Annotated in this window: 18 protein-coding genes and 3 pseudogenes; all 21 read left to right on the plus strand. The window is 51.0% G+C overall.

Annotated elements, in window-relative coordinates:
* Nucleotides 1-6: 6 nt before the first annotated feature.
* The 21 genes and pseudogenes from ACI3EW_RS03205 (at nt 7) to ACI3EW_RS03305 (ending at nt 18,860) form a co-directional block, all read left to right on the plus strand.
* On the plus strand, nt 7-1,878 hold the full coding sequence (locus ACI3EW_RS03205; protein ID WP_117861105.1) for an AAA family ATPase: 1,872 nt from the start codon (nt 7-9) through the stop codon (nt 1,876-1,878).
* A gap of 142 nt (nt 1,879-2,020) precedes the next feature.
* On the plus strand, nt 2,021-2,179 hold the full coding sequence (locus ACI3EW_RS03210; protein ID WP_006428300.1) for a transposon-encoded TnpW family protein: 159 nt from the start codon (nt 2,021-2,023) through the stop codon (nt 2,177-2,179).
* Between the two features lie 41 nt (nt 2,180-2,220).
* Nucleotides 2,221-3,033, plus strand: a pseudogene (locus ACI3EW_RS03215) (VirD4-like conjugal transfer protein, CD1115 family); the annotation flags it as partial.
* Between the two features lie 208 nt (nt 3,034-3,241).
* Nucleotides 3,242-3,370 (plus strand): annotated as a pseudogene (locus ACI3EW_RS03220) (Maff2 family mobile element protein); the annotation flags it as partial.
* Between the two features lie 175 nt (nt 3,371-3,545).
* Nucleotides 3,546-3,725, plus strand: a complete 180-nt coding sequence (locus tag ACI3EW_RS03225; protein WP_243004561.1) for a hypothetical protein — start codon at nt 3,546-3,548, stop codon at nt 3,723-3,725.
* Between the two features lie 224 nt (nt 3,726-3,949).
* The gene (locus ACI3EW_RS03230) at nt 3,950-4,438 is read left to right on the plus strand and encodes a hypothetical protein (RefSeq protein WP_002569239.1); all 489 of its coding nucleotides are present in this window, start codon (nt 3,950-3,952) and stop codon (nt 4,436-4,438) included.
* A 627-nt stretch (nt 4,439-5,065) separates the two neighbouring features.
* Nucleotides 5,066-5,461, plus strand: coding sequence for a plasmid mobilization protein (locus ACI3EW_RS03235; protein WP_002594236.1), 396 nt, complete (start codon nt 5,066-5,068; stop codon nt 5,459-5,461).
* On the plus strand, nt 5,433-7,058 hold the full coding sequence (locus ACI3EW_RS03240; RefSeq protein ID WP_142410547.1) for a relaxase/mobilization nuclease domain-containing protein: 1,626 nt from the start codon (nt 5,433-5,435) through the stop codon (nt 7,056-7,058). The genes ACI3EW_RS03235 and ACI3EW_RS03240 overlap by 29 nt, the downstream gene beginning before the upstream one ends.
* On the plus strand, nt 7,048-7,434 hold the full coding sequence (locus ACI3EW_RS03245) for a cysteine-rich VLP domain-containing protein (RefSeq protein ID WP_002594234.1): 387 nt from the start codon (nt 7,048-7,050) through the stop codon (nt 7,432-7,434). Before ACI3EW_RS03240 ends, ACI3EW_RS03245 begins: the two co-directional genes overlap by 11 nt.
* Nucleotides 7,435-7,564: 130 nt before the next feature.
* Nucleotides 7,565-8,305 carry a replication initiator protein A gene (locus ACI3EW_RS03250; protein WP_002594233.1) on the plus strand — a complete coding sequence of 247 codons (741 nt, stop codon included), beginning with the start codon at nt 7,565-7,567 and terminating at the stop codon, nt 8,303-8,305.
* On the plus strand, nt 8,302-9,156 hold the full coding sequence (locus ACI3EW_RS03255; RefSeq protein ID WP_002594232.1) for an ATP-binding protein: 855 nt from the start codon (nt 8,302-8,304) through the stop codon (nt 9,154-9,156). Before ACI3EW_RS03250 ends, ACI3EW_RS03255 begins: the two co-directional genes overlap by 4 nt.
* Nucleotides 9,153-9,347 carry a transposon-encoded TnpW family protein gene (locus ACI3EW_RS03260; RefSeq protein ID WP_002594231.1) on the plus strand — a complete coding sequence of 65 codons (195 nt, stop codon included), beginning with the start codon at nt 9,153-9,155 and terminating at the stop codon, nt 9,345-9,347. Before ACI3EW_RS03255 ends, ACI3EW_RS03260 begins: the two co-directional genes overlap by 4 nt.
* A gap of 127 nt (nt 9,348-9,474) precedes the next feature.
* Nucleotides 9,475-11,112, plus strand: a complete 1,638-nt coding sequence (locus ACI3EW_RS03265; protein ID WP_485663268.1) for a recombinase family protein — start codon at nt 9,475-9,477, stop codon at nt 11,110-11,112.
* Nucleotides 11,113-11,202: 90 nt separating this feature from the next.
* Nucleotides 11,203-11,286, plus strand: a pseudogene (locus ACI3EW_RS03270) (Maff2 family mobile element protein); the annotation flags it as partial.
* Between the two features lie 306 nt (nt 11,287-11,592).
* A complete protein-coding gene (locus ACI3EW_RS03275) occupies nt 11,593-12,459 on the plus strand; it encodes a VirB6/TrbL-like conjugal transfer protein, CD1112 family (protein WP_005929916.1) in 867 nt (288 codons plus the stop codon).
* Between the two features lie 17 nt (nt 12,460-12,476).
* Nucleotides 12,477-12,869 carry a PrgI family protein gene (locus ACI3EW_RS03280; protein WP_002576402.1) on the plus strand — a complete coding sequence of 131 codons (393 nt, stop codon included), beginning with the start codon at nt 12,477-12,479 and terminating at the stop codon, nt 12,867-12,869.
* A 19-nt stretch (nt 12,870-12,888) separates the two neighbouring features.
* The gene (locus ACI3EW_RS03285) at nt 12,889-15,276 is read left to right on the plus strand and encodes a VirB4-like conjugal transfer ATPase, CD1110 family (protein ID WP_117963970.1); all 2,388 of its coding nucleotides are present in this window, start codon (nt 12,889-12,891) and stop codon (nt 15,274-15,276) included.
* Between the two features lie 3 nt (nt 15,277-15,279).
* The gene (locus ACI3EW_RS03290) at nt 15,280-17,049 is read left to right on the plus strand and encodes a CD1108 family mobile element protein (protein ID WP_257322275.1); all 1,770 of its coding nucleotides are present in this window, start codon (nt 15,280-15,282) and stop codon (nt 17,047-17,049) included.
* Nucleotides 17,050-17,084: 35 nt separating this feature from the next.
* On the plus strand, nt 17,085-17,336 hold the full coding sequence (locus ACI3EW_RS03295; RefSeq protein WP_013274293.1) for a DUF4315 family protein: 252 nt from the start codon (nt 17,085-17,087) through the stop codon (nt 17,334-17,336).
* A complete protein-coding gene (locus ACI3EW_RS03300) occupies nt 17,333-18,496 on the plus strand; it encodes a CD1107 family mobile element protein (RefSeq protein ID WP_257331997.1) in 1,164 nt (387 codons plus the stop codon). Before ACI3EW_RS03295 ends, ACI3EW_RS03300 begins: the two co-directional genes overlap by 4 nt.
* A gap of 163 nt (nt 18,497-18,659) precedes the next feature.
* Complete coding sequence (locus ACI3EW_RS03305; RefSeq protein ID WP_485663269.1) at nt 18,660-18,860, plus strand: hypothetical protein; 201 nt, start codon at nt 18,660-18,662, stop codon at nt 18,858-18,860.
* The last annotated feature ends 83 nt before the right edge of the window (nt 18,861-18,943 follow it).

An 18,943-nucleotide genomic window follows, 5' to 3' on the forward strand; every position in this document is an offset into this window, starting at 1 on the left:
ACGCCCATGCAGTACACCCAAGCACAGATCGACCGGGCAAACGCCGTCAGTCTGGAAGATTTTCTCCGCACACAGGGAGAGACACTTATCAAAAGCGGACGGGAATACCGCTGGAAAGAACATGACAGCCTGACCGTCCGGGGAAACAAATGGTTTCGCCACAGCCAGAGCAAGGGCGGCTATCCTATTGATTTTGTCATGGAGTTTTACGGCAAGTCCTTTCCCGAAGCAGTCCAGCTCTTAACCGGCGAAAGCGCCGAGGGACAGAGCGAAGCCAGCACAGCACCGCCCACAGCGTTTCACTTGCCCTTGCACAACAGGACAGCCGACAGAGCAATCCAATATCTCACAGAAAGCCGAGGTCTCAACAAAACGCTTGTTGAGGCTTTTCTTCTTTCCGGGGATATTTACGAGGACGCAAAGCGGCACAATGTTGTGTTTGTCGGCAGAGACCGAAGCGGTACGCCGAGATACGCCCATGTGCGAGGAACGGCAGACCCATTCAGACAGGACATTGCCGGGTCTGACAAATCCTATCCGTTCCACTATGAGGGAAACGGCAACCAGCTCTTTGTCTTTGAAGCACCGATTGACCTTTTGTCCTTTATCTGCCTTTATCCGCAGGACTGGCAGACAAGGAGCTACCTTGCCCTGGGCGGCGTTTCAGGCAAAGCCCTTGACCGTTTTCTTTCTGAACGCAAGGACATCCGAAAAGTGTTCCTCTGCCTTGACAGCGACACCGCAGGAAGTGAAGCCTGCACCCGGCTGGCACAGGACATTCCCGGCGAGATCGCCGTCATTCGCCTTGTCCCGGTAAGGAAAGACTGGAACGATGTTCTCCGTCAGCAAGGGGACATTCCCAGCCGCAAATTCATAGCCGAGACAATCACGCTGCGAGAGCTGCCCACCGCCCAGCCTGTCCCCATGCTCCGCATGGCAGATGTGGAGCTGACGAGCGTGGATTGGCTATGGTTTCCGTATATCCCCTTTGGAAAGCTGACAATTATCCAGGGCAATCCCGGCGAGGGCAAGACCTACTTTGCCATGCGCCTTGCGGCGGCTTGCACCAATCGAAAGCCTTTGCCCGGTATGGAGACACTTGAGCCTTTCAATATCATCTATCAGACCGCCGAGGACGGTCTGGGTGATACCGTCAAGCCCCGACTGATAGAAGCAGACGCAGACCTTGAACGAGTGCTTGTCATTGACGATAGAGACACACCGCTGACCCTTGCCGATGAACGCATAGCAAGGGCAATCCGGGAAAACAGCGCAAGGCTGGTTATCATTGACCCGGTACAGGCTTTTCTGGGTGCAGATGTGGACATGAACAGAGCAAACGAGGTGCGCCCGATATTCCGCAGTCTGGGAGACATTGCACAGGCTACCGGGTGCGCTATCGTGCTGATCGGACACCTCAACAAAGCCGCAGGAACGCAAAGCACCTACCGGGGATTAGGGTCTATCGACATTACGGCGGCAGTCCGCAGTCTGCTCTTTATCGGCAAGCTGAAGGACAGCCCCACAACGAGGGTGCTGATCCATGAGAAAAGCTCCCTTGCGCCGCCCGGACAGTCCATTGCCTTTTCTCTGGGAGACGAGAAAGGGTTTGCGTGGATAGGAGCTTATGACATTACCGCTGACGAGCTTCTTGCCGGGACGGACACCGCCAAGACCGAGAGCAAGACCGCACAGGCGCAAATGCTCATTCTGGAACTGCTTGCGGACGGAAAGCGTATGCCGAGCGCAGAACTGGAAAAGGCAGTCAATGAGCGTGGGATTTCCTCACGCACCATGAGGACGGCAAAGAGCCGTATCGGGGACAGACTTGTGACCGAGAAAGACGGCACAGCATGGGTCTGCTATCTCCGAGACTGACAACAGGAACACGGCAAGCATGGCAAAGACGGCAAGGTTTTTATAGATACCTTAATGTTGCCGCCTTGCCTTGTTCCCTCATACCGACACCGCTCGATGATGAACAGTCACCGGGCATTTTTCATTTACAGGAGGATTTTGAATGAACAATACCGCAACCAACACCGCCACTTGCCCGACTGTCAGAAAGCAGATCGGCAAGACAACCTATATCGTCCGTGTCCATTTCAGCCAGACCGCAAAAGAGACGATGGAGGACAAAATCAAGCGTCTGCTCCGTGAGGAAGTCCGCAAAATGTGACTTCTTTTTGAATTTGATGAAAAAGTCCTTGACTTTTCGTCTCTGGCAAGACCTTAAAGTCGATTCTGGTGAGCTGCGGTGCACGTCTGGCTCCCTTCGATATTGAGGAAGTCCGCGATATCACCATGTACGATGAGCTGTCGCTGGATACGGTGGGAGATAAGAAAACGGCTCTGTTCCTCATTATGAGCGATACAGACCCGACTTTTAATTTCCTGATTTCGATGATCTATACACAGCTGTTTAACCTGCTGTGCGAGAAAGCGGATGATATTTACGGCGGCAGATTGCCGGTGCATGTGCGCTGCCTGATTGATGAGTGTGCGAACATTGGTCAGATTCCAAATCTGGAAAAGCTGGTAGCCACCATCCGATCAAGAGAAATCTCGGCATGTCTGGTACTTCAGGCACAGAGCCAGTTGAAGGCAATCTACAAGGACAATGCCGATACCATCATCGGCAATATGGATTCTCGTATTTTCCTTGGCGGTTCGGAGCCGACTACGCTGAAAGAGCTGAATCAGGCATTGGGAAAAGAAACGATTGATCTGTACAACACTTCCGATACCAGAGGCAACAGCCCATCTTACGGCACCAATTACCAAAAGGTTGGGCATGACCTGGCTTCGGTGGATGAACTGGCTGTGCTGGATGGCGGAAAGTGCATTTTGCAGCTGCGCGGTGTCAGACCGTTCAAGTCAGATAAATACGATCTGACCCAGCATCCGAACTACAAGCTCACTGCCGGTGCTGATAAGAAAAACACGTTCAGCATCGAGACGTTTCTCGATCATCGGCTGAAGCTCAAGCCCGGTGATAAGTACGAAGTAGTTGATGCAGATCATGCCAAATAAGTTTGTTCCGGTGACGAAGATGTCATGGGTACGCTGCTGGTAACAGAATAAGATAAGGGGCGGCGAGCTTCCGCCTCTTTACATAGCCAGGTTTCTGATTGGGATTGGAGACCTGGCTATATGTTTGCCCATTTGCAGGTGCACATGCAGATGGAAAATCACTATTCATTAGCCCGCAAGGGCGCATCGTACAAGGAGGTACACATTTATGGCATTTTTCAACAGCGCAGTAACCGTTCTTCAGACTCTTGTCATCGCACTGGGTGCCGGTCTCGGCATCTGGGGAGCCATCAACCTGCTGGAGGGCTACGGCAACGACAACCCCGGTGCCAATGCTCATGTGCGGTAAAGTAATAAAAAGATTTAGGTAGCCGCCTTAACTATTCCTAAATAAGATAATATGCACAGTATTTTCTCGTAAATAGAAAATAAATTATTGCATTTTACCAATTATTATGTTAAAATGACAATGTAACAAAGAGCTATGTATTTTTAAGGAAAGGGAGGAACTTATGAATTTAAGAAAATCTATTTTAGCACTTTCAGTAGTAGCTGGAATTGTAGCTGCTCCAATGACTGTATTTGCCGCTCATACTCATAGTTGGGGTTCTCCCCAGTACTATGGATATGAAGATGAAATGACTGGGATAAATGTGCGACACGTCATGTATATAATTACAAACAATGTTTAATTTGTGGAGAAGTAAGCATTTATGAAGTTGAGACGATTGAAATGTCTCACAAATGGGTGAATGGTGCATGTGTATATTGCAACAAAGGTTACGCGAAAGAGATAAATTAACATAGTATCATTACCGGCAAGTTTATAATCAAAAAATAGAAAGCATTGAGAATATTTCAAAATTTCTTGAAAGTACTCTCAGTGCTTTCTTCGATAATATGAAAGGAGAAATAAATGCAAAAAAAACAACTTTCTGTATTAGTACTAATTATTTTATGCTTTTTATTAGGATGTAACAGAGAAACACCAAAAGATGAATCTCAACAAAATTATGAAGATGAATCTAATATTTCTAAAACAAATGGAGAAGAACTTGTAAATATAAACAGTGAATTGTTAGGTTCGACTCCTTTTGATATCCAAATCGATAAAACAGCATTGCAGACTAGAAAAGAAACAGAAACAGAAGTTACAATAAAGACAAATTTAACAGACTGGGGTTATACTGTTTCTTCTGAAAAAGGGAAAATATCTGATATAAATAAAAATTCATTCATATATATAGCACCTAAAGATGAGAGGGATGATACTATAAAAATACAATTATCGGACTATGAAAATGGCATATCATATGAATATACAATTCCACTTATTTTTGCGGGAAACAATGAACATTCTTTAGATAAATTCAAGGAAAATCTTTCAAGATTACCTAATAGTTAGTAAAGAGTCGATAGACTAAAGTACCACCATCCTCTTTTATTTCAACTGAATATCCATCCCGCCGCACCGCAGCGGCACATGAAGCAGTAAATCCGAAAAAGATTTGCTGCTTTTTTTGCGTCCATTTTTGGCAAATTTCCAAAAGTTCCGTATTAGACAGTGAAACCAAAAAAGGCTGCCATTTTTTTCAGACAGCGGGCAAAACGCAGCTTCCGAAACGCCTTATTGTCGGGAAAGACCGAGCCGCCGGAAAAGTTCTTGCCGGAAAGTCCGTCCATTCTGCTCTTTTGTGGTTTGTAGGGAGTAAGGGAAAAACGCCAGCCCGCAGCCTTTTATAAAAAAAGCTGGTTATAGATTTTCTGAAAAAGTGGCAGTAGCAAGTGAACGGCAGGCCGGCAGTTTCTTAGAGCAAGATTCTACCGAGGTGCCAAAATTCGCTTATCGCTCATTTTGCCCCTGCGGGAATCTTGTTGGGGAGTGCCTTCCCCAAACCCTGCTTATGCGGCTTGCGCCGCTGAAAAACCCCTCAAAATATTTTTCGGATTTTTCAAAAACAGTTCCGCTTCACACCCTGTTTTTCTCCTATTAGTGAGAGGACACCACGCACAGAAAGGAGGTCAACCACCTATGAAACGATACAACACGCCGCACCGCAGCCGGGTAGTCAAAACACGCATGACCGAGGAAGAATACGCCGAGTTTGCCCAGCGGCTTTCTGCTTACCACATGAGCCAAGCCGAGTTTATCCGGCAAGCCATAACCGGGGCAGCCATACGCCCCATCATAACCGTTTCCCCCATCAATGACGAGCTGCTTGCCGCTGTCGGGAAGCTGACCGCCGAATACGGGAGGATCGGCGGCAACTTAAACCAGATAGCCCGGACGCTGAACGAGTGGCACAGTCCCTATCCGCAGCTTGCCGGGGAGGTACGGGCGGCGGTTTCCGACCTTGCTGCCCTAAAGTTTGAAGTCTTGCAGAAAGTGGGTGACGCTGTTGGCAACATTCAAACATATCAGCTCTAAAAACGCCGACTATGGCGCAGCGGAAGCCTATCTCACATTTGAGCATGACGAGTTTACCATGAAAGCCACCCTTGATGAAAACGGGCGGCTGATACCGAGGGAGGATTACCGCATTTCTTCCCTCAACTGCGGGGGCGAGGATTTCGCTGTTGCCTGTATGCGAGCCAATCTCCGCTATGAGAAAAACCAAAAACGGGAAGATGTGAAAAGCCACCACTATATCATCAGCTTTGACCCACGGGACGGGACAGACAACGGCTTGACCGTAGACCGGGCGCAGGAGCTGGGCGAGCAGTTCTGCAAGGAGCATTTCCCCGGACACCAAGCCCTAATCTGCACCCACCCGGACGGGCATAACCACAGCGGGAATATCCATGTGCATATCGTCATCAACTCCCTGCGGATTTACGAAGTCCCGCTTCTGCCCTACATGGACAGACCAGCCGACACGCTGGAGGGCTGCAAGCACCGCTGCACCAACGCCGCTATGGAATATTTCAAGAGCGAAGTCATGGAAATGTGCCACCGGGAGGGGCTTTACCAAATCGACCTCTTGAACGGCAGCAAGGAACGGATAACCGAACGGGAATACTGGGCGGCAAAGAAAGGGCAGCTTGCCCTTGACAAAGAGAACGCCGCCAGAGAAGCCGCCGGACAGCCGACCAAGCCCACCAAGTTTGAAACGGACAAGGCGAAGCTGCGCCAGACGATACGGCAGGCACTTTCCCAAGCTGGCAGCTTTGACGAGTTTTCTTCCCTTTTGCTGCGGGAGGGTGTGACCGTCAAGGAGAGCCGGGGGCGGCTTTCCTACCTCACGCCGGACAGGACAAAGCCTATCACAGCCCGAAAGCTGGGGGACGATTTTGACAAGGCTGCTGTCCTTGCCCTGCTCACGCAGAACGCCCACAGAGCTGCCGAACAGACCAAAGCCATACCCGAATACCCTGCCGCAGTTAAAAAGCCGTTACAAGGGGAAAAAGCTGCAAAAACCACCCCGGCAGACAACACCTTGCAGCGCATGGTTGACCGGGAAGCCAAGCGAGCCGAGGGCAAGGGCGTGGGCTATGACCGCTGGGCGGCAAAGCACAACCTAAAGCAAATGGCAGCTACCGTTACCGCCTATCAGCAGTACGGCTTTTCCTCCCCGGAGGAACTGGACGAAGCCTGTTCTGCCGCCTATGCCGCCATGCAGGAAAGCCTTGCGTGGTTGAAGCAGGTGGAAAAGACGCTGAACGGGAAAAAGGAGCTGCAACGGCAGGTGCTTGCCTATTCCAAGACCCGCCCTGTCCGGGACGGGCTGAAACAGCAGAAAAACGCCAAAGCAAAAGCAGCCTACCGTCAGAAGCATGAAAGTGACTTTATCATAGCAGACGCAGCCGCCCGCTATTTCAGGGAGAACGGCATTTCCAAGCTGCCGAGCTATAAATCCCTGCAAGCAGAGATTGAAAGCCTTATCAAAGAGAAAAACAGCGGCTACAACGATTACCGGGCAAAACGGGAGGAGTACCGCCGCTTGCAGACTGTCAAGGGCAATATCGACCAGATTTTACGCCGGAGCGAGCCGCAGCGCAGAAAGGAGCAGAGCCATGAACGGTAATATCCCCCGCATGGACTACCGCCAGTACCGGGCAGCCCGCCGCCTTGTGCATGAGTGCTGCAACTATGACAGCGGGAACTGCCTGCTGTTGGAGGACGGCGAGCCTTGCGTGTGTGTACAGAGTATCAGCTATTCGCTGCTCTGCCGCTGGTTTACCGCCGCTGTCCTGCCCCTTGATGAAGCACTGGAAGCCGCCCTCTTGCGCCGGGGAAGCCGGAAACGCTGCGCTGTCTGCGGGGCGTTCTTCTTCCCAAAATCCAACCGGGGGAAATACTGCCCGGACTGCGCCGGACGCATGAAGCGGATAAACGCCGCCAAACGGAAGCGGAAACAAAGGGAGAAATGTCACGCTTTAGGGCATTTCAAACCCGCATAAATCAAGGCTTTTTTGGAGGGTGTCAAAGGGTGCGTGATACATTTATCCTTTTCCCTTAAAAACGCCCCCTAAAAGCGTAACAGAACCCACAGACAGACACCACAAGGAGGTGAACCCTATCGCTGATTATATGACCGCAGGAACGGAGCTGCCCGCTTACCTGCCTTACCCCCGTTTCCTGCTGGAAACAGACCTATCCCACACCGCAAGAGAGTTATATGCGCTGCTGTTAGACCGTTCCACCCTTTCGCAGAAGAACGGCTGGCAGGACAGCGAGGGACGGACATACATTGTCTACCCCATAGCAGAGATAGCGGAAATGCTGGATAAAGGCTGCACCACCATAAAGGGCGCACTGAACGAACTGGACGCTGCCGGGCTGCTGGAACGCAGACGGACGGGCTTTTCTGCCGCCAACCGTCTGTATGTGAAAGTGCCGCCTATCCCAGTGGTACAGTTTTCCGACCAACTGACGGACGGAAAACCGCCCCTCATAAGGGCGGGAAACCGACCAACTGACAGCCGGAAAACTGACCTTATGACGGTCGGAAAACCGTCCCCTAACCAAACTAATATAAACAACCTAATAGAGAGCCAAACAAAAGGAGCGAGTGAGGGGCAGCCCCCCGCCGCTTATGGCAGATATAAAAATGTATTTCTTTCTGACACAGAACTTTTGGAGCTGGAACAGGACTTCCCCGGCAAGTGGGAGTATTACCTTGACCGCCTTTCCTGCCACATCGCTTCCACCGGGAAGCAGTACCAGAGCCATGCAGCCACCATTTACAAGTGGGCGCAGGAGGACGCTGCCAAAGAGAAGCCAAAGAAAGGCATACCGGACTATTCATTCAAGGAGGGAGAAAGCCTATGACCGATACAATCCACAACACCATACTGCCTATGACCGACACCACAGCCGAGCCGGAGGATTACACCGGGGAGGACGGGCTTTTATACTGCGGCAAATGCCGGAAACCCAAAGAAGCCTATTTCCCGGAGGGCAAGACCTTTTTCGGGCGTGACCGCCACCCGTCAGAGTGCGACTGCCAGCGGGCAGCCCGTAAGGAACGGGAAGCCGCCGAGAAGCGGCGCAGCCACCTTGAAACGGTGGAACGGCTGAAACGGCAGGGCTTTACAGACAAGACCATGCAGGACTGGACATTTGCCAACGATAACGGCAGCTGCCCGCAGATGAAGAACGCCGCCGGATATGTGGCACGCTGGGAACAGATAAAGGACGGGAACTACGGGCTGCTCTTGTGGGGCAGGGTAGGCACTGGGAAAAGCTATTTTGCCGGGTGTATTGCAAACGCCCTCATGGAGCAGGAAGTCCCGGTGTGCATGACAAACTTTGCAGCAATATTAAACGACCTTGCCGCCAGCTTTGCGGGCAGGAACGAATATATTTCCCGCCTTTGCAGCTTCCCCCTGCTCATCATTGACGATTTTGGAATGGAGCGTGGCACAGAATACGGTCTGGAACAGGTCTACAATGTGATTGACAGCCGCTACCGGAGCAGGAAGCCGCTGATTGTGACGACCAACCTCACGCTGGAGGAATTGCAGCACCCGGAGGACACCGCCCACGCCCGGATTTATGACCGCCTGCTTGAAATGTGTTCCCCTCTCTGCTTTACCGGGGAGAATTTGAGGAAAGCCGCCGCACAGGGAAAAATGGAACAGCTGAAACGGCTGCTTGCCGGAAAGGAGATTTGCCTATGACCGACACCCAGAGAAACAAACGCCCTGCCCGCCGCCCGGACTGCGTGACCGAAACGAGGATAGGCAACACAATCCTTGTGGTGTCTGGCTTTTTCAAGGAGGGGGCGACCGACACCGCCGCTGACAAGATGATGAAAGTGCTGGAAGCAGAAGCCGCCGCCGGATATTTGACCTGTGATAAGCCTGATTGAAAAACCGTCATTTTTACCGACCGTAAAGAAGCAGATTTGACGCTTTTGCCGCTATACAGACAGCCGCCCCATGTGGTACAATCAAGGTACGGAATAGTGGGGCTGGCTGTCGGAAACGGAGGAATTTATGTTAAGACAGACCACCCAGCAACTCATTACCGCCCTTTACCCAAGACTGTCCCATGAGGACGAGCTGCAAGGCGAGAGCAATTCCATTTCCAACCAGCGTGATATGCTGGAAAAATACTGCGAAAAGCAGGGATGGGAGGTTGTGGCAGTCTATCAGGACGATGGCTTCACAGGTCTTAATATGGAGCGTCCTGATTTACAGAGAATGTTGAGAGCCATTGAGCGCAGGCAAATCAACCTTGTCATCACGAAAGACCTCAGCCGACTGGGGCGGAACTATCTGCAAACCGGGCATTTGATTGAGGACTTTTTCCCAAGAAACGGTGTCCGCTATATCGCCATGAATGACGGTATCGACACCCTGCGGGATAACAACGATATTGCCCCGTTCAAGAATATCCTGAACGAGATGTACAGCAAGGATATTTCCAAGAAAGTCCATTCCTCTTATCTTCTGAAAGCGCAGAAAGGACAGTTTACCGGGTGTCTTGCCCCGTTTGGGTATCGGAAAGACCCGGAGGACAAAAACCATCTGCTCATTGACGAGGAAACCGCCCCGATTGTGCGGCTGATTTTCGGATATGCCCTAAACGGTCATGGTCCGAACTATATCCGCAGACGGCTGGAGGAAGAAAAAATCCCCTGCCCCACATGGTGGAACCGGGAACGGGGGCTTCGCAATACCCGCACCAAATGGGAAAAGAAAGACCCGGAAAACGGACGGTATATGTGGGACTTCTCCGTTATCAAAGACCTCTTGATGAATCCCGTCTACACCGGGGCGATTGCTTCCCAGAAAAAAGACTACCGTTTCAAAATCGGCACGATTGGGGAAAAGAAGCCGGAGGACTGGATTGTAGTGGAGGGACAGCATGAACCGCTGATTGACCGCATGAGCTTTGACATTGTGCAGAACAAGCTGAAATCCCGCCAGCGTCCGGGGCAGACCAATGAAATCAGCCTGTTTGCCGGACTGATAAAATGCGGCGAGTGTGGGAAGTCGCTGACGATACGCTACACAAACGCAAAACATCCCCAGCAGATTTATTCCTGCAAGACCTACAATGCCTTTGGAAAGAACCACTGCACCCAGCACCGGATTGACTATGACACCCTTTACAGCCATGTGCTGCGGAAAATCCGGGAATGTGCCAGAGCTGCCCTGATGGACGGGAAAGCGGTTGCCGACCGCCTGACCAATACCTGCGAAGCCGAGCAGCGGGAACAGCGGGAAGCAATGGAACGCTCCCTTACAAGGGACGAGGAACGGATTGAGGTTCTGGATAAAATGGTCATGCGGCTTTATGAGGATATGATTGCAGGGCGTATCAGTGAGCAGAATTTCAACACCATGCTGGAAAAGACACAGACCGAGCAGACGGAGCTTAAAGCAAAAGTGTCCGAGGGCAGGAAGCGGCTGTCCGATGAAGCCCAGCTTGCCAATGATGCAAAACAATGGGTGGAAGCCATTCAGGAATATGCCAACATCACAGAGCTGGACGCAGCCACCCTTAACCGCTTAATCAAAGAAATCGTCGTGCATGAGCACATTGACGAAGATAAAACAAGACACATTTCTATCGAAATTCATTTTAATCTCAAACCCATCCCGGAGGTGGAACAGGTCACTGCCTGACCTGTCCCGCCGGGACGGTTCTCTTAAAAACACCATATAGATTTTTTGTACGCCGCCGCCCGCCATCGAGCAGAGTTTTACACCTAATTGGGGATAAAACAGCTGATGGCTGGCGGCGGCGTGGCACTGATCGGTACGACTCTGGTGCCGCTGCTTTCCGGTCTGTTCGGTTAAGCAAAAGCTGTCGGAGCGAAGATTCCGGCCGGGCGGCGAAAGCTGCCTGTTACATAGTCAGGTGCAGGCAATCTCCGCAGCTGGCTATTTTCTGCGCTCTCTGGCAGGTGCACATGTTGGAAGTATGGCGCAGAACCGCAGTTTAGAATCGCACCGGCGGATAGGCCGGACAAGTTACAGGAGGACAAATCTATGGCGTTTCTTACTACAACTGCATCGGCACTGTCTCTTTTCTCTCAGCTGTTCATGCTTCTGTCCCGGATGGCGAAGCTGTTCGGCGTGTTTGCGTAAGGAAGGAGGCGGCTCATGCAGAGTATCCTTGAACAGATCACAGATTGGCTCAAGAGCATGATCATCAGCGGTATCATGGGAAATCTTTCAGGGATGTTCGATTCGGTCAACCAGCAGGTTGGACAGATCGCAGGCGATGTGGGAACCACACCGGCGAACTTTTCACCTGCTGTTTTTTCTATGATCCGCAACATCTCGGAATCCGTGATCCTGCCCATTGCCGGAATGGTGCTGACTTTCATCGCCTGTTATGAGCTGATCCAGATGCTCATTGAGCATAACAATCTGGCAAATTTCGAGACATGGACATTTTTCAAATGGGTCTTTAAGACCTTTCTGGCAGTGACCCTGATCTCGAACACATTCAATATCACGATGGCTGTCTTTGATGTGGCGCAGCAAGTGATCTCCCGAAGCGGCGGGCTGATTTCCGGCAGTACGTCCGTCAGCGATGCGACCCTGACAGCAATGCAGGCCACGCTGGAAGGCATGGACTTAGGACCGCTGCTGGGACTGTATTTGCAGACCTTTGTGGTTCAGGTCACGATGCTGGCGTTGTCAGCTATCATCTTTGTCATCGTGTATGGCCGAATGGTGGAAATATATCTCATGGTGAGCCTTGCGCCGATTCCGTTCGCAACCTTTGGAAACCATGAGCAGAGCCATACCGGTCAAAATTATCTGCGCTCCCTGTTTGCACTGGGATTCCAGGGCTTTCTTATCATGATCTGTGTAGGCATCTATGCAGTTCTGATTCAGAACCTGTCCTTTTCGGATAACATCATCAGCAGCATTTGGGGCGTTTTGGGCTATACGGTTTTGCTGGCATTTACGCTGTTTAAGACGGGAAGCCTCGCGAAATCCGTGTTTGCAGCGCACTAAGAGAGGAGGAATGATTCATGGCATCTTATATTTCTGTGCCGCGAGACCTTTCAAAGGTCAAGACCAAGGTCTTTATGAACCTGACCAAACGGCAGATTCTCTGCTTCGGAGCCGGTGCGCTGATTGGCGTTCCGGTTTTCTTTTTGCTCAAATCCAGCGGAAATCTGAGCCTTGCTGCACTTGGCATGATGGCAGTGATGCTGCCGCTCTTCTTTCTTGCCATGTACGAGAAAGACGGTCAGCCGCTGGAAGTGGTGGCAAAGCATTTCTATGAGGCGAAGTTCAAGAGGCCGAAAACGCGGCCTTACAAAACGAAAAATTACTATGCACTGCTGGTTCAGCAGGCAGACGTGGAAATGGAGGTAAATCGCATTGTTCAAAATTCTCGAAAAGCTGACAGCGAAGAATAAAAAGCAGGATGACATCCGAATGCCGTCTCATCTGTCAGCCGCAGAGCAAAAACAGGTGCAGACGGTGATTGATCGTGCAAGGGGTGACCGCACGGTTCCGCATTCGGCACAGGAGAGCATTCCTTTTCAGCGGATGTTCCCGGACGGTATTTGCCGTGTGACGGACAATTACTACACCAAAACCATTCAGTTTCAGGACATCAATTACCAGCTGGCGCAGCAGGAAGATCAGACGGCTATCTTTGAGGAATGGTGCAGCTTCCTGAACTTCTTTGATTCCAGCATCCGCTTTGAGCTTTCTTTTATGAATATGGCTACGGATGCCTCGAATTTTGAGAAGATGGTGCGCATCCCGTACCAGAAGGATCATTTCAATCCGGTGCGCACGGAGTACAGCACCATGCTGCGCCGCCAGCTTGCCCAAGGTAACAACGGCCTGACCAAGACGAAGTATCTGACGTTTGGCATTGAGGCGGAATCCATGAAACAGGCAAAGCCGAGGCTTATCCACATCGAGATCGACCTGATGAACAACTTCAAACGCTTGGGTGTCCGGGCAAAATTGCTGAACGGCAAGGAACGGCTTCATCTGATGCACGATATGTTCCACATGGGTGACCATGACCGATTCAATTTCGATTGGAAGTGGTTGCCGGAGAGCGGACTGTCGGTAAAGGACTTTATTGCACCGACCGGGTTTGCCTTTCCGAAGAACCGCATTTTTCAGATGGGCGGGATGTATGGCTCCATGTCCTATCTCCAGATTACGGCTTCCGACCTGTCGGACCAGCTGCTGAAAGATTTTCTGGATATGGAATCCAGCCAGATTGTGACCATGCACATTCAGTCGGTAGACCAGAACAAAGCAATCAAGTCCATTAAGCACACCATTACGGAGCTGGATCGTTCCAAGATTGAGGAACAGAAGAAAGCTGTCCGTTCCGGTTACGATATGGACATCATTCCGTCAGATTTGGCAACTTACGGCAAGGACGCAAAGGCACTGCTGAAGGAGTTGCAGAGCCAGAATGAGCGTATGTTCCTGCTGACCTTTCTGGTGATGAACACCGGCGAGACGGAGCAGGAGCTGGAAACCAATGTGTTTCAGGCTTCCAGCATCGCACAGAAGTACAACTGCAACCTGCGCCGTCTGGACTTTCAGCAGGAGCAGGGGCTGATGAGCTGCCTGCCGCTGGCACAGAACCTGATTGAGATTCAGCGCAGCATGACTACCAGCAGCACGGCAATTTTCGTGCCGTTTACTACCCAGGAACTGTTTCAGACCGGGAAAGAAGCTCTGTACTATGGGCTGAATGCTTTGTCCAACAACCTGATTATGGTTGACCGGAAAAAGCTCAAGAATCCCAACGGGCTGATTCTGGGTACCCCCGGTTCCGGTAAATCCTTTTCTGCCAAGAGAGAAATCGCCAATGCGTTCCTGGTGACGGATGACGATGTAATCGTGTGCGATCCGGAAGCCGAGTATACGGCACTGGTGCAGAAATTTGAGGGGCAGGTCATTAAAATCAGCCCTTCCAGCACGCAGTATATCAATCCGATGGACATCAATGCGAATTATTCAGAAGAGGATAATCCGATTGCCCTGAAAGCAGATTTCATCCTGTCTCTGTGCGAGCTGATCGTGGGCGGCAAGGAAGGCTTGCAGCCGGTAGAAAAGACGGTCATCGACCGCTGCGTTCATCAGATTTACCAGACCTATTTTGAGAATCCGGTGCCGGAGAACATGCCGGTGTTGCAGGACTTGTACGAGGCACTGCTCCGGCAGGATGAAAAGGAAGCACACCATGTGGCAACGGCACTGGAAATCTATGTGACCGGTTCGCTGAACCTGTTTAACCACCGCACCAATGTAGATATCAATAACCGGCTGGTCTGCTATGACATCAAGGAGCTGGGCAAGCAGCTGAAAAAGATCGGGATGCTGGTGGTGCAGGATCAGGTCTGGGGGCGAGTGACCGCCAACCGTAATGCCGGTAAAGCCACCCGCTACTATATGGACGAGTTCCATCTACTTTTGAAAGAAGAGCAGACAGCGGCCTACAGCGTGGAAATCTGGAAGCGATTTCGTAAATGGGGCGGTATTCCCACCGGCATCACCCAGAATGTGAAAGACCTGCTTTCTTCCCGCGAAGTGACGAACATTTTTGAAAACAGCGACTTCATTTATATGCTGAATCAGGCAGCCGGTGACCGTCAGATTCTGGCGGATCAGCTGAATATCAGCCCGCACCAGCTGTCCTATGTGACCCACTCCGGCGAAGGTGAAGGACTGCTGTTCTACGGAAATGTGATTTTGCCGTTCGTTGATCGTTTCCCGACCGATCTGGAACTGTACCGGATTATGACGACAAAATTAACCGAAGTGCAGGAAGCGAAGGAGGCGTAAGCGATGGCTGGCAAGAAAAATCCGAATCTCGGAGACAAGCTGAGGCAGGAGCGCGAGGGTGCGGAGAACACCCTTCGCGATTCCAGAAACAAAACTGCCGATAGCAGTACGGGAGACAGCAGCAAGAAAAAAGCGGAACACCGCAGGCAGATTCGTCACGAGGCCGATCTTGTCAAGATGCGCAGTAAGAAGCTGAAATCGGAGCAGGATGTAAAGGCAAAGAGGAATGCAGCGGCTCCCAGGAAAAAAGGCGAAAAGCCAAAGAAGCCGGGGAATCTTGCGGCAGATGCACTTTCAGCCAAAGCGCATCAGAGTGTGCGCAATGCCGACCAGGATAATAATTCCGGCGTGGAGGCAGCGCATTTTACCGAAGGTTCAGCGGAAGGAGCAGCCCGCGCTGGTTCCCGGTTCCAATATGGTCGAAAGCTGCGGAAGTACAAAAAGCTGGAGCGGTTGGAGAAAAAGGCAGATAAAGATGCCGTAGATTCCATCTTTACGGAACGTATGAAGTCTGATCCGCAGGCTGCCTCCAATTTCTTTTCCAGATGGCGGCAGAAGCAGGCCATCAAAAAAGAGTATGCCGCTGCGAAGGCAGGTGCGGCCGCTGCGGAGAACACAGCAGCTGGCACAGCCAAAGCTGCGCAGGGTACTGCCAGCATGACGGAAAAGGCGTTTCAGTTTGTGCAGAGCCACTCGTATATCATCATCGGTATCGCGGCCGTGGGACTGCTTGTTTTGGTGATTGCCGGGTCGGTATCGTCCTGCTCTGTTTTGATCAATGGCGGCGGCAATGTGGTGCTGGGGACTTCCTACACAGCGGAAGATGAAGATTTGAAAGGCGTGGAGACGGATTATACCAAGCTGGAAGATAAACTTCGCAAACAAATCGACCGCATTGAAACCGACCATCCGGGCTATGACGAGTATCGCTACAATCTGGCAGAGATTGGTCACAATCCCTATGAGCTTGCTTCTCTGCTAACCGTAGAATTTGAAAACTACACGAGAAGCCAGGTGCAGGCGCGGCTCCAGAGTATTTTTGAAGCGCAGTATGAGCTGAAGCTGGAGGAAAAGGTGGAAATCCGGACGAGGAAAGAAACCCGTGTGGGCTATCGCTACAATCCGCTCACCGGAACCGGACACACCTACACCTATCAGGTAACGGTACAGTATGAGTATAAAATCCTCAATGTAACGCTGCTCAATCGGGGTGTGGACTATGTTGCCAGAAATTCCGGCCTTACAGATGACCAGCTGCAACGCTACGAAGTCACATTGGAGTGCCGAGGCAATCGGGATGACCTGTTTGCAGGCATTGCCTTTGCAACGCCGGATGGTGCAGGTTCCAGCGGAGAATATCAGGATTACGACATTCCGGGCGAAGCTCTGACGGATGAAAAATTCCGGAAGATGATTACCGAAGCAGAGAAATATCTCGGTTATCCCTATGTCTGGGGCGGCAGCTCGCCGAGTACCAGTTTTGACTGTTCCGGCTTTGTCAGCTGGGTCATCAACCACTGCGGAAATGGCTGGAATGTAGGCAGGCAGACGGCCAACGGTCTGATTGGGAAATGTGACATTATCCCGAAGAGTGAAGCAAAGCCCGGAGACCTGATCTTCTTCCAGAAAACCTACAACACCAGCGGAGCGTCCCATGTGGGCATTTATGTCGGCAACGGGATGATGATCCACTGCGGCAACCCAATTTCCTATGCTTCCATTGAGACGAGCTACTGGCGGCAGCACTATTACTGCATGGGAAGAATTCGATAAAAACAGGGCGTTTATTCGCCCGGAAAGGAAACGATATGAGCTTGAAACTGGAAAAGATTGCTGCGGAGCGGGAGAAAGCCCGCAGAAAACGCGATGAGTGGGAGGAGCGCAGAAAGGAATGGGACAGAAAGTACCACGAACAGGAAAACAGCGAAATCTGTGAAATGGTACATGCCCAGAGCCTGACCCCGGAACAGCTGGCAGTCATCATTCAGATGGCGCAGGCTGCGGTTCCCAACCCGGAGAACCTGAAACTGGATGAGAAAGAAACGGAGGATATGGAATGAAAAAGATGATGGCAATGCTGCTTGCCAGCGTGATGGCGGCAGGAACCTTTACGACTACTGCGTTTGCCTATACGGGCGATGATGTGCAGAAGAACACATCTGTCAGTACCGCTGCGCAGGAAGCGGATGCAGCAGAAAGCGCAAATGCAGGGAAAACGGACAATACCGACAGCATCGAAATCGACCCGGACATGCAGGTGCTGCCGGATGGCTATGAGGTCTCTACGGATGCGAATGGGAACCTGATCGTTACGGTGGGCGGCAAGGAATACAACATCGGCAGCGAAAAGTCCCAAAAGCAGATGGGTACGGTGGTGCCGGGTATCACCAGCCTGCATTTCCGTTCCGGTCCCGGCATGGATCAGGAGATTATCGGATATCTGCATTCCGGCGATACGGTGGAGATTGTCGAAAAATGCGGTGACTGGTATAAGGTGAACTTCAACGGCAAAACCGGGTATGCACATGGAAAGTACCTGAATGTCACGGATTCCGCAAAAGACAGCAGCATGTTCAGTGAAGATGCTCTGAAGCTGTTTCTGGATCTGATGCAGGGCGGAATGTCATCCGAGGATGAGAAGGAATCCAGTGCAGCTTTGACTCCGGAAGGTAATATGACGCTGGTGGATGATATCGGTGAGGAAGAAGATAAATCCAGCCAGCAGTTCATCACGCTGGTGACAAAGGCGGGCAACACCTTCTATCTGATTATCGACCGCGATAAAGACGGCAACCAGAATGTGCATTTCCTGAATATGGTGGATGAGGCCGATCTGCTTGCTCTGATGGATGAAGAGGAAGCTGCCAAGCATCAGGAGAAGGAACCGGAAGTCACGGAACCTGCGGAAACCGAAAAGCCGCAGGAGACGGAGCCTGCACCGGAAGAGCAGAAAACAGAGAGCGAGCAGAAGAAAGCGTCTCCGCTTCCGATGATTATGCTGCTTCTGTTTGTGATTGGTGCAGCCGGTGTCGGCGGTTATCTCTATATCAAGATGAAGGGCGTAAAGCCTGCATCTAAGAAAAATCAACCGGACCCTGATGCGGATTATCACGATGAGGATGAAGACGCGCTCCAGCTGCCGGAGGATGACGGTGACGAGGACGAAGAAGTGGATGTAAACGAGGATTACGAAGCGGAATCGGATGATGAACCTGTCTAATTAAGACTGTGTTGACCTGAGGGGCGGCTGAGAAGCCGTCCCTTTTACATAGCTAAATGGTTTGTGAATGGAGTGTTTTGAGCAATGAAGCTATGGAAACTGTAGGTGATATCTGATAAAATAGAGAGAACAGTGATACAAAGCGTAAGTTGTGGAGGTGCCTATGAGCAGGAAAGTTAGATTGTGCGCAATTATTGCGTTTATAATAGCTTTAATCATTTCAATAATCCGTATTTTGATTGATTTCAATTATGGAATAGAAAGAATCAGTCCACTTATCCCGGTACTTGATATTGCAAGTGCTGTTGTGTGGGTAATTTGTATTGTTGTTAATTGCGTTCTGTATCAAAAAAAAGATAGATAACAATTCCAGTTTGTAGACCTAAAACAGAATACCGTTCCTTACATAGCAGCCATGCGCTTCGGTGCCTGGCTGCTAATTTTTTG

Origin of the sequence: Pilosibacter rotomagensis, assembly GCF_045062245.2 — a bacterium.
Lineage (GTDB): Bacteria > Bacillota > Clostridia > Lachnospirales > Lachnospiraceae > Pilosibacter.

Bases quoted from the DNA above. Each gene is read 5' to 3' on its own strand.
- ACI3EW_RS03210 (WP_006428300.1), top strand. From the start codon at position 2,021: ATGAACAATACCGCAACCAACACCGCCACTTGCCCGACTGTCAGAAAG.
- ACI3EW_RS03265 (WP_485663268.1), top strand. From the start codon at position 9,475: ATGTTAAGACAGACCACCCAGCAACTCATTACCGCCCTTTACCCAAGA.
- ACI3EW_RS03250 (WP_002594233.1), top strand. From the start codon at position 7,565: ATGACCGCAGGAACGGAGCTGCCCGCTTACCTGCCTTACCCCCGTTTC.
- ACI3EW_RS03260 (WP_002594231.1), top strand. From the start codon at position 9,153: ATGACCGACACCCAGAGAAACAAACGCCCTGCCCGCCGCCCGGACTGC.
- ACI3EW_RS03230 (WP_002569239.1), top strand. From the start codon at position 3,950: ATGCAAAAAAAACAACTTTCTGTATTAGTACTAATTATTTTATGCTTT.
- ACI3EW_RS03285 (WP_117963970.1), top strand. From the start codon at position 12,889: ATGCCGTCTCATCTGTCAGCCGCAGAGCAAAAACAGGTGCAGACGGTG.
- ACI3EW_RS03305 (WP_485663269.1), top strand. From the start codon at position 18,660: ATGAGCAGGAAAGTTAGATTGTGCGCAATTATTGCGTTTATAATAGCT.
- ACI3EW_RS03255 (WP_002594232.1), top strand. From the start codon at position 8,302: ATGACCGATACAATCCACAACACCATACTGCCTATGACCGACACCACA.
- ACI3EW_RS03245 (WP_002594234.1), top strand. From the start codon at position 7,048: ATGAACGGTAATATCCCCCGCATGGACTACCGCCAGTACCGGGCAGCC.
- ACI3EW_RS03295 (WP_013274293.1), top strand. From the start codon at position 17,085: ATGAGCTTGAAACTGGAAAAGATTGCTGCGGAGCGGGAGAAAGCCCGC.
- ACI3EW_RS03300 (WP_257331997.1), top strand. From the start codon at position 17,333: ATGAAAAAGATGATGGCAATGCTGCTTGCCAGCGTGATGGCGGCAGGA.
- ACI3EW_RS03205 (WP_117861105.1), top strand. From the start codon at position 7: ATGCAGTACACCCAAGCACAGATCGACCGGGCAAACGCCGTCAGTCTG.
- ACI3EW_RS03235 (WP_002594236.1), top strand. From the start codon at position 5,066: ATGAAACGATACAACACGCCGCACCGCAGCCGGGTAGTCAAAACACGC.
- ACI3EW_RS03290 (WP_257322275.1), top strand. From the start codon at position 15,280: ATGGCTGGCAAGAAAAATCCGAATCTCGGAGACAAGCTGAGGCAGGAG.
- ACI3EW_RS03275 (WP_005929916.1), top strand. From the start codon at position 11,593: ATGCAGAGTATCCTTGAACAGATCACAGATTGGCTCAAGAGCATGATC.
- ACI3EW_RS03280 (WP_002576402.1), top strand. From the start codon at position 12,477: ATGGCATCTTATATTTCTGTGCCGCGAGACCTTTCAAAGGTCAAGACC.
- ACI3EW_RS03225 (WP_243004561.1), top strand. From the start codon at position 3,546: ATGAATTTAAGAAAATCTATTTTAGCACTTTCAGTAGTAGCTGGAATT.